Source organism: Phenylobacterium sp. (assembly GCF_046590535.1).
In the GTDB taxonomy this organism is placed as follows: Bacteria; Pseudomonadota; Alphaproteobacteria; order Caulobacterales; family Caulobacteraceae; genus Phenylobacterium.
In genome coordinates this window covers 1-9,029 of record NZ_JBKJTG010000141.1, presented here as the reverse complement: position 1 = coordinate 9,029, position 9,029 = coordinate 1, and the positions used below count along the sequence as shown (strand labels likewise).

General features: G+C 68.6%; 11 protein-coding genes. 3 read left to right on the top strand and 8 right to left on the bottom strand.

Annotation, left to right across the window (positions count from 1 at the left end; translation table 11 throughout):
- Positions 1-101: 101 nt before the first annotated feature.
- The 8 genes from ACLL81_RS08635 to ACLL81_RS08600 form a co-directional block, all read right to left on the bottom strand.
- Positions 102-824 carry a class I SAM-dependent methyltransferase gene (locus ACLL81_RS08635; RefSeq protein WP_411287937.1) on the bottom strand — a complete coding sequence of 241 codons (723 nt, stop codon included), beginning with the start codon at positions 822-824 and terminating at the stop codon, positions 102-104.
- Positions 821-1,231, bottom strand: a complete 411-nt coding sequence (locus tag ACLL81_RS08630; protein WP_411287936.1) for a VOC family protein — start codon at positions 1,229-1,231, stop codon at positions 821-823. Before ACLL81_RS08630 ends, ACLL81_RS08635 begins: the two co-directional genes overlap by 4 nt.
- Before the next feature lie 7 nt (positions 1,232-1,238).
- On the bottom strand, positions 1,239-1,811 hold the full coding sequence (locus tag ACLL81_RS08625) for a GNAT family N-acetyltransferase (protein ID WP_411287935.1): 573 nt from the start codon (positions 1,809-1,811) through the stop codon (positions 1,239-1,241).
- Positions 1,801-2,040, bottom strand: a complete 240-nt coding sequence (locus ACLL81_RS08620; RefSeq protein ID WP_411287934.1) for a hypothetical protein — start codon at positions 2,038-2,040, stop codon at positions 1,801-1,803. Before ACLL81_RS08620 ends, ACLL81_RS08625 begins: the two co-directional genes overlap by 11 nt.
- Positions 2,041-3,693 carry an HAD-IIIC family phosphatase gene (locus ACLL81_RS08615; protein ID WP_411287933.1) on the bottom strand — a complete coding sequence of 551 codons (1,653 nt, stop codon included), beginning with the start codon at positions 3,691-3,693 and terminating at the stop codon, positions 2,041-2,043. It lies immediately after the preceding gene.
- Positions 3,690-4,796, bottom strand: a complete 1,107-nt coding sequence (locus tag ACLL81_RS08610; protein ID WP_411287932.1) for a DegT/DnrJ/EryC1/StrS family aminotransferase — start codon at positions 4,794-4,796, stop codon at positions 3,690-3,692. Before ACLL81_RS08610 ends, ACLL81_RS08615 begins: the two co-directional genes overlap by 4 nt.
- Positions 4,793-5,236, bottom strand: a complete 444-nt coding sequence (locus ACLL81_RS08605; protein WP_411287931.1) for a sugar 3,4-ketoisomerase — start codon at positions 5,234-5,236, stop codon at positions 4,793-4,795. Before ACLL81_RS08605 ends, ACLL81_RS08610 begins: the two co-directional genes overlap by 4 nt.
- Positions 5,237-5,302: 66 nt before the next feature.
- Positions 5,303-6,256, bottom strand: coding sequence for an alginate O-acetyltransferase AlgX-related protein (locus ACLL81_RS08600; RefSeq protein WP_411287930.1), 954 nt, complete (start codon positions 6,254-6,256; stop codon positions 5,303-5,305).
- A 221-nt stretch (positions 6,257-6,477) separates the two neighbouring features.
- Between ACLL81_RS08600 and ACLL81_RS08595 the strand changes: the two genes are divergently transcribed.
- From ACLL81_RS08595 to ACLL81_RS08585, 3 genes are all read left to right on the top strand, one after another.
- Positions 6,478-7,593 (top strand): DegT/DnrJ/EryC1/StrS family aminotransferase, encoded by a 1,116-nt coding sequence (locus ACLL81_RS08595; protein WP_411287929.1) that lies wholly within the window; start codon positions 6,478-6,480, stop codon positions 7,591-7,593.
- 40 nt (positions 7,594-7,633) lie between these two features.
- Positions 7,634-8,548: a GNAT family N-acetyltransferase gene (locus ACLL81_RS08590; protein ID WP_411287928.1), complete on the top strand. Its 915-nt coding sequence runs from the start codon at positions 7,634-7,636 to the stop codon at positions 8,546-8,548.
- Between the two features lie 55 nt (positions 8,549-8,603).
- A partial coding sequence (locus ACLL81_RS08585) for a CDC27 family protein (RefSeq protein ID WP_411287927.1) occupies positions 8,604-9,029 on the top strand: 426 nt, incomplete at its 3' end.

Genomic DNA, 9,029 nt, shown 5'->3' with positions numbered 1-9,029 from the left:
GTGTTCGACGACATCTTCCGAGCACGCTGGGATACCTTCGTCGAGGCGGTCTATCGGCGCGCGCCTGTCCCCTGGCGCACCCCTCGGGGCGCGGCCGACACCTAGCGCCGCGCGACTACGTAGATTTCCCCCGCGGTGTCCGGATAGCGCTCGCCCAGCTTCATGAAAGCGGCCAGCATCTCGTCCGTCCAGTCGCGCTCGATCTGGCTATTCGACAGGGGTTTCAGCCAGTAACCCCCGAACACCTCGATGGTCAGGCCAGCCCGGAGAAAATCCCGCCGGTAGGTCTCGGGATTGTAGACCCGGCGATGGCCATGCCGGTGGTCCGCCGCGTTCAGTGCTTCCTCGAACGGGAGCAACCCCATGAGCACCGCCGCCTGACGATGCAAGGACCGCGAATTCGGCACGGCGGCGAGTATACGGCCCTCGGGCGCCAGCCACTCCCGGGCACGCTGCAGGATCGAAACCGGGTCATCCACGTGCTCCAGGACATGTCCAAGGACGATCGTCTGAAACGCCTCGTCCGGCTTGAAGTCCTCGAACAGGGAATGGACCACGCGGGCCTGGGGATGTCGGTCGCGCAGCGACTCACAGAAGGATTGAGCCCCCTCAACCAGGGTCAGCGGTTCACCGAGCGCGGCCAGGTCGCCCGTCATGTGGCCTTCCGCCGGCCCCATCTCCAGGATCGGCCCCGGGCGGATGAAGCGCTGAAACACCTTGAACGAATGCGCGATCGTCGCGCGGTTGGCCCCGTCGCCATAGGCGGAGTGGGCTGCGATGGCCTCCAGGCGGCCGCGCTCCTCTTGGGGGGAGGGGACAGTCATTCAGGCGCCTCGATAAGCTCGATCAGATTGAGATTGGGCAGCATGACGAAGGCGATGTCGCGGCCTTCGAAAGCCACGGCCGGCGCCGGCGCCGCCGTGATCTTGGCGCCGGCGGCGGAAAGAATCGCCAGGGCGGCCTCCAGGTCAGGGCATTCATAGGCCTGATGATAGATCTTGGTCCCCCGGGCGAGATAGCCATCCACGGGAGAGCCGTCGCCGTGCGGGGTCACCAGTTCGATGCGCGGGCCCGGTCCAGTCAGGAACTGGCCGCGGATCTTCTGCCGAGGGTCGAGAAACACCGCGCCTTCCTCCTGATATCCCAGCGCGAGCCATCCCGCGCGTTCACGGTCCAGGTCTCGGCAGGCGACGCCGAGGTGGTGAAATCGGGCATGCAGGCTGTCTAGCATCGGGCCCCTAGGCTTCCGCGATCCGTCTGGCGAGGGTGTCCAGCCTGGGGCCCAAGCTCGCCCAGAGGTGGCGATCCACCCGGTACTGCACACTGTCGCGCGCGTTGCCTTCGAGCACAACGTGTCCGGGAAGGCGCCCGTCGAGCTGCGCGCCCATGCTGCGGTGGAAGGACACCGCCCTCACGTTCTGCGCCACGGTGCGGGAATAGAGCGCCTGCAGGTTCAGCAGGTCGAAGGCGGCGCGGTGGATGAGCTGGGCCGACTCCACCGCCGCTAGCGAGCCCTGGACGACCAGCCACCGACCCCACTCGGCGGCGCCGCTGACCGGGTCCACGTCGTAGATTCCCACGAAGCCCGCGACCTCGTCGGGGCGCCGGTCGAAGATGGCGAAATAGTAGTCACCGGCCCGCTCGAAGTACGCCCGCAGCCAGTCCTCTTGGTCGGAAAGCTTGGCTGACGTCGCGTGCAGGAAGCGGCCGAGGTGGGGGTCGAGACGCAGCGCCAGGATGGCCGCAGCGTCTTCAAGGACGACGGGCCGCAGGCCGAACCGATGGCCATCCAGACTGAGATTATGACGCACGGCGGGCGTCAATCGTGGCCAACAGGGACGGCGTCCCGTCGATCGCCGCCATGTCCTCGGGGGTGAACGTCACGTCGAGCGCGGCCTCGACCGCGAAGATGATCTCCAGATGCTTCAGGGAGTCCCATCCGGCTTCCTCCTCGCGCATCACGCACTCGCCGACAGCAACGGGGCGTTCCAGGATGAGGGATAGGATTTCTGCGATCATGGTGTCGGCGTCGGCGCTCATCTAGGTCTTCCACTTGACGGTGACCGGTCCATCGGGCGCGGGGGATGGAACAGGCATGACAATCCTCCCGCCGGATTCCTCCAGCGTGGCTCCGGAGAACGCCGCCAGCCAGTCCCGAGCGGGGGCGTTGCGCGGGCCCGACGCATAGTCGAAGGCCACGGTGTCCGCGCCGAGCCGGCGCGCAGCCCCGGCCACGGCCACGGAGACCATCCTGTCCTCAAGCCTGCGCCCAAGCGCGCGGCAGGAGATGCACAGCTCCTCCACCAGGGCGACCGCGCCCTCGCGCCGGACGAAGATCGCCGCCACCGACCCCGAGTCGGCCAGCCGGTCGGCGAGGCGCACGTGCACCACTGCGCGTTCCGGATCATCGATGTACTGCGCCACTTCAACCTCGCTCAGGCGCCGGAGCGCGAGGTTGAACTGGTTGGTCTTGCGGCTCATGTCGGCCAGTCGGACGCGGTCATCGTCCGAAGCGAAGTTGAAGCTAAGCTCCGCCTGGAGCTCGGCCAGATAGGCTTCGTCGTCGAACGCCACTTCCGCCAAGGCCGCCCGGGCGCGGTTCGCCACTATGTCGGCCGTGCGGCCGGCGAAGTCCCGCCGGTCCTGCCAAAGTCCGGGATAGCCCCTGAGCGCCTGCACCGAGGCCCCGGCGGTGGGGCCGGCGGCTAGCAGCCGAAGGCCGGGCACGGCGCGGGCCGCCTCGACCAGTTCCCCGAGGTTGTCATCGATCATGAGGAAGCTGTCGGGCGCCACGTTGAACGCCTTGGCCGCAGACCCGATAGACCGGGATTTAGCGTCCCATCCGACCTGCCAGTCCGCCACGTGCTCCGGCCGCAGGGGGAAGTCCTCCCGAGCCGCGAACAGCGCCTGGACATCCTGCGCCTCGTTACGCGAAATCACCGAGACCAACACCCCGCGGCCGGCCAGTTCCGCCACCGTGGCCTGCAGGGCCTCGTGGTCGGGGGTCAACTCGACCCCCTCGAGGCCATCCTCGCCAAGGACACCCGAATAAAGGGTGTTGTCGAGATCGACGGCCAGGGCGCGGACCGGCGCGCCAAGGAACCTTGGAAGCACCTCGAAGGCCAGCGCCCGCGCCACCTGCAAGGCGGCCTGGTCAGAGTATCGGGCGCCCGTGGCCTCCGCCCGCCGGTCATCGAAAAAGCCCTCGCCCAGCCGCGTGGCGATGGCGTCGAGCCTCAGGACAGCGACGCCTGGATGGCTGCTGGCCCATTGATCAAGGGCGGCGTTCAGCGGGCGGTAGCGCGGGTCGGTCCCCGGCGCGTTCGCCACCACCAGCGGGGCCGTCGAGGCCTTTCGCAACGCGTCCAGGCGCCCAGTGACCCAGGCCGCCAACTCCCCATCGGCCAGCCGGCCATAGCGCTGGAAATCCAGCCAGATCAGTTCGCAGGCGGCTTCTCCCGATGGCAGGTTGAGGCTGTCGTCATAGGCGCCGGCGACAACGTGGGCCGGCGTTCCGGCATAGGTCAGGAAGGCCGGCGCCGCAGTGGCCATGCTCTCCACCGCGTGATTGCGCAGCACGCGAATGCGAGGTGCGTCGCTGGGGGTCGTCGCCCCAAGCTTGAGGAGCGCGAACCGGTTGAGGTGGGGCGCGAAGAGGACGGGCTGCCAGGCCAGGAGGTCCGAGGCCTTCACGTTGGGCCGGTCTCGAAGAGGGTCACCGCGTCAGCGACCGCCTCCACATCGGCGACCGGCATGCCAGGCCACATGGGCAGCGAAAGCACCTGCGCCGCCAGGGCTTCGGCCAATGGGAAGGCGCCGACTGCGAAGCCCAAGTCGGCGAAAGCGGGCTGCCGGTGGCAGGGGACCGGATAATGGATCAAGGTCTCCACGCCGCGCGACCTGAGATGGCTCTGCAGCGCGTCGCGCGCCGGGCTTCGGATCGCGTAGAGGTGGTAGACGTGATGCGCCCATTCGGCCTGCGTCGGCGTAACCACTGATTCCAGCCCCGCCAGCCGTTCCGCGTAAACACCGGCCACGGCGCGCCGCCGCCCATTGGCCAACTCCAAGCCTTGCAGCCTGACCCCGAGGAACGCGGCCTGGAGTTCATCCAGGCGGGAGTTCGCGCCTTGCTCCTCGTGGACGTATTTCTGCTCCGACCCGTAGTTCCTCAGGCGTCGGACCTTGGCCGCAAGCTCTGCGTCGTCCGTCACCAACGCGCCCGCGTCCCCCAGCGCGCCCAGGTTCTTGGTCGGATAGAAGCTGAAGGCGGTGGCGTGGGCCAGCGAGCCTGTGCGGCGACCGCGGCAGGCCGCGCCGTGGGACTGGGCGGCGTCCTCCAGGACGAACAGGCCGTGGCGCTCAGCCAGCGCCATGATCGCCGTCATCTCCGCCGGGTGCCCGTAGAGGGACACCGGTATGATGGCCGCGGTCCTCGGCGTCACGGCGGCCTCAGCGGCGGCCGGATCCAGGGTGAAGGTCGCGGCGTCGACCTCAGCCGGAACAGGCGTCGCCCCCACGGCGGTGACCGCCATCCAGGTGGCGGCGAAGGTGTGGCTGGGAACGATCACCTCATCGCCCGGCCCGACTGCGGCGGCCCGGAGCGCCAGCACCAGGGCGTCGAGGCCGTTGCCCACACCTACCCCGTGGCTGGCGCCGCAGTACCCGGCGAAGGCCGCCTCGAAGGCCTCGACCTCGGGCCCCAGCACCATGCGCCCGCTGTCCATCACGCGGTGGTAGGCGGCGTCGAGCGCGCGCCTGAGGGACGGCTCATCGAGCCCGAGGTCGAAGAACTTCATGACCTTGCGAAGGCCTGGAAGTCCCCGAAATCGCGGATGTAATCGCCTTCGTCATAGACCGCCGAGGCCAGCACGACGCACACCGAACCCGAGGAGAAGTTCTCCAGCTCCCGCCACAGCATCGGCCCGATGTGCAGACCCCGGCTCGGCCGGTTCAGCGTGACGACTTCCTCGCGCTTGCCGTCACGCAGACGGACGTCGAAGCTTCCCGCGACGGGCAGCAGGAGTTGGTGCAGGGCCTTGTGGGCGTGCCCGGCCCGTTGCGAGCCGCCCGGCACGTCGTAGAGGTAATAGATTCGCGCGATGTCGAACGGCACATGCACGGAGGATTCGGCGAAGCAGAGATTGCCCCGCGGATCGGAGACGATCGGAAGGTCGATGAACTTTGCGAGGGCACGTGGCGTCGACAGGGGGAGCAGCCTCGTTCGTGGGGGCCGCACGCGGTCCCAGGGTCCTTCACGGTGTCATAGAGGACACCGGTCCCCACGCCAATCGCAGGGCGATCCTCAGGACTGCGGCAGGGTGGCCAGGAACCGCTCCGCGCTTTGCCACACGACCACCTCGCTCCCGAACGCCGTAACCTGATCCCAGAGCACCGCCTTGGACCAGATGAACACCACCTCGCTGAACACCGCCGACAGGGCCGCCGCCAGCCCCTCGTCATAGGCGTAGCTGTCGCCGAACAGGATCAGCTTGCGCGGATCAGGCGCGGCGGGATTGCGCACCCCATAGCTGCTGCCGGTGACGCGGCCGGTGGTTTCGTACTGCTTGTTGTCCAAGAACACCTCGCCGGCCGGGACCAGCGTCAGCCGCTCCTCGAACGGCGCGGGCTCGAACATGTGGGCGGAAAGGTCCTGCTGCAGGGCTTCGCGGGCGCAGGAAAAGGTGATCGAGTTCAACGTCATTGCTGGCGCCACGCCCGCAAGGATCGTCCCCAGCGCGACGAGGCATCCGCTGGGGGTCCAGTGGGAGTTGTGCCGGAAATAGGTGGGCGCCCGGGATTTCTCGGCGCGCAGCTCGGCGTCCGGATAGAGCAGCGCGTCGCCCGGCAGGTTGGCCTGCAGGATCCGCAGCGGCCGCTTGGCGCCCGGATCGGCGACGTTCGGCCAGCGCCGCTCGAAATAGACCGCCTGCTTCTCGGGAACGACCATCTGGCGAAGCATGACGCCCCGCCCCTGCGCCTCGGCCCGGCGGCTGTCGGTGACCTTCACCCAGCCTTCGATCCACGCCGGTGGGACCGGCACGTCGCCTGCGTACTGCCGCTCCCACTGATTGGCGCCGTTGGCGATGAACATGTAGCCCGCCTCGCCGGCCACCGCGATCTGGTTGGCAGACGTGGTTCCGGGTTTCAAGGTGCTGGCCGGGTGTCTGGGGCCCGCCGCCAGATCCAGCGCGACGTCGAGATGGCGGATCGCCTCCAGGCTCAGCCGCTCCACCGGGCTCGCCGGGATCTTCACCATCGCAATCGCATCCTGCCGCCTCCCATAGAGGCGGTGTCGCAAACGGCGTGGGTCGCGGCAAGCGGCAAGGCGCACGCCCCGAAACGCCTCCCGCGGCGCCCGGTGTCTGGGTCAATTCCGTTTGCGCCGCCGAGGCCGGCGTTCTATCTCCACGCCCGTCCCAAAGCCGTCGGGACCGATGTCAGGCGCGTTTCCCCCAGAGGCGAAAACTCGACCGAGAAATGGCGCCGCCTTCCCAAGTCCCCGTGATGAGACCACTGCTCCCGCCTGCGAGCGAGCTTCTGCCGTTTCTGGAGGAGATCGACGCGGCGCGCTGGTACTCGAACATGGGGCCGCTGGTTCACAGGCTGGAGGCCAGGCTCGCCGAGCACTTCGACGTTGACGTCAGTCGTGTGGTGACCTCGGCCAACGGCACCCTGGCCATGGTGCAGGTTCTCCAGGCCATGCAGGTGAAAGCGGGAAGCCTGTGCGTCATGCCCTCCTGGACCTTCGTCGCCACAGCGGCGGCGGCCCACGCGGCAGGTCTCAAGCCCTTCTTTGTCGATATCGATCCGTTGACCTGGGCCATCGACCCGGCCGACGTTTCGGCCCTCATGGCGCAAGGCCACGATGTCGGCGCCGTGATCCCCGTGGCGCCTTTCGGCGCGCCCATCGCCTTGCAGGCCTGGGAGGATTTCCACACCCGGACCGCCGTGCCCGTTCTGGTCGACGCTGCGGCCGGATTCGACAGTTTCGCCAGCGTGAAGACCAGCTTGCCCTACATGGTCAGCATGCACGCCACCAAGGTGTTTGGCGTGGGCGAGGGCGCTGTGGTGGTCAGCCCGGATGCAGAGTTGGCCCGCGCCATTCGCCGGACGGGAAATTTCGGGTTTGACGGGTCGCGAGATGCGCAGGTTCCCGGTTTTAACGCCAAGCTGAGCGAGTACGCCGCCGCCGTCGGCCTCGCGGGCTTCCAGCGGTGGGCCGACACCCGCGCCAGCTGGGCGGACCTGGCGGCGCGGTTCCACGAGAAAACCCTGGCGACCAATCGGGTTCGTCTTGCGCCGGATTTCGGGAACGGCTGGTTATCCTCCTATGGGATCGTCGAGTTGGATCCTGCGCACAACGCGGTACGGGTCTGCGAGGCATTTGCCCGGCGGGGCGTCGAGACGCGGCTATGGTGGGGCAAGGGGTGTCATGCGCATCCGGCCTACGAAGGTTGTGGCCGCACGGCCCTGCCGTATACGGACGATCTGGCTAACCGAGTCGTCGGCCTTCCGTTCTGGGTGGGGTTGGATGCGGCGAGCCTGGACTACGTCTTCGACTGCCTGGGCGAAATCCTGGCACGCGGAGAATGACGCCCAGCGGGCGTCTGCGCCCCTGTAGCGGACCGCTGCGGTGACCCACCCCTACGCCAGCGAGGCTTACGCCGCGAGCCTCGCCCACTCGGGCGCCTCGGTCAGCGTTCCCGAATGGCGCGGACATGTGCTCAGCCGGGCGACACCCTGCGGGACCCGGCGCGATGCGATGGGCCCCTATCCGATCACCGTCCTGCCGCCTGACGCCGATCTGGCCGGCGGCCGGCAGCGGCTGGGGGCGGCAGGCTTCGTCTCGGTCGTGCTGGTGCTTGAGGAGCGCCTGCGCCCCCCGCTTGAGGCGCTCACCGACGGGTTCGACTTCGTGCGGCCGTTCAAGTCCCACTCAGTGTACGACCGCAGGCTTGGCCCCATCGCCTACAGCGGTCAGCACCGGACGAAGCTGAAGCGCGCCCTGGGCCGGGTCGAGCGCGCGGAACTGCGGCTGGCCGACCATCTGCCGGCCTGGGAAGCGCTCTACGGCCACCTGATCGATCGCCATGGGCTCACCGGGCTGCACGCCTTCCCGCCGGGCCACCACCAGACCCTCGCCCGGCTGCCAGGCGTCCGCGCCTTCGGCGCCTTCATGGGCGGGCGTCTGGTGTCGGCGCACGTCTTCGTGGCGCACCAGGGGCATGCGATCAGCCACCTGACCGCATCGGATCCTGAGGGCTACGCAAGCGGGGCAGCCTACGCGGTCAACGACCTTGCCATAGCCGCGCTCAGCGACTGCGAGACGATCAACTTCGGCGGCGGCGCGGGCCTGGGCGATGACCCCGGCGACGGCCTCGTTCAGTTCAAGAGGGGGTTCGCCAACACCGTCAGCCCCTCCTACCTGTGCGGCGCAATTCTCGACGAGGCGGCCTACCGCACGCTATCAGGCGACACGGACAGCGGCTTCTTCCCGGCCTACAGGGCGCCGGGGGGTTCCGCCTCGACACCGGCGACCCGCGGCTGATAGGAACCGCGCGATGGAGACCCTGGGGACTTCCCCTCTCGACGACGCCCGTGCGATGCGCGCATCGCTGGAAGTTGCGGTGCGGGAGGGCCGCTTCGGCCCGGCCCTGGCGCTTTGCGATCCGCTTCGGCGCCAGTCGCCCACCGATCCGTGGCTGGCGACCGTGCAGGCCTATTCCCACTTCAAGCTCGGACAGCACGAAAACGCCGTCGTCGCCGCGGCCGAGGCGGTCGGCCTGGATGCGGGCAATCCAACGGCGGCCTTCGTGCTGGGGGCGTCAAACCGCAATCTCGGGCGCCATGCCGAGGCCGCACGGGCGCTCCTGAGCGCCTATGAGCTGCTTCCGGACCGGGCCGACATCGCCGTACTGCTTCTCGAAGAAACCGTCACCGCCCAGGGGCTTGGGCCGGCGCGGCCGCTATTCCAGAGAATCTCCGCCCGGGTCGCCGACCGCAGGATCGCGGCCTCATGGGCGAGGCTG

What these genes read in the sequence shown, in the direction of transcription:
- ACLL81_RS08635 (WP_411287937.1), bottom strand. Translation starts at nt 824, where the DNA reads ATGACTGTCCCCTCCCCCCAAGAGGAGCGCGGCCGCCTGGAGGCCATC.
- ACLL81_RS08630 (WP_411287936.1), bottom strand. Translation starts at nt 1,231, where the DNA reads ATGCTAGACAGCCTGCATGCCCGATTTCACCACCTCGGCGTCGCCTGC.
- ACLL81_RS08620 (WP_411287934.1), bottom strand. Translation starts at nt 2,040, where the DNA reads ATGAGCGCCGACGCCGACACCATGATCGCAGAAATCCTATCCCTCATC.
- ACLL81_RS08610 (WP_411287932.1), bottom strand. Translation starts at nt 4,796, where the DNA reads ATGAAGTTCTTCGACCTCGGGCTCGATGAGCCGTCCCTCAGGCGCGCG.
- ACLL81_RS08600 (WP_411287930.1), bottom strand. Translation starts at nt 6,256, where the DNA reads ATGGTGAAGATCCCGGCGAGCCCGGTGGAGCGGCTGAGCCTGGAGGCG.
- ACLL81_RS08595 (WP_411287929.1), top strand. Translation starts at nt 6,478, where the DNA reads ATGGCGCCGCCTTCCCAAGTCCCCGTGATGAGACCACTGCTCCCGCCT.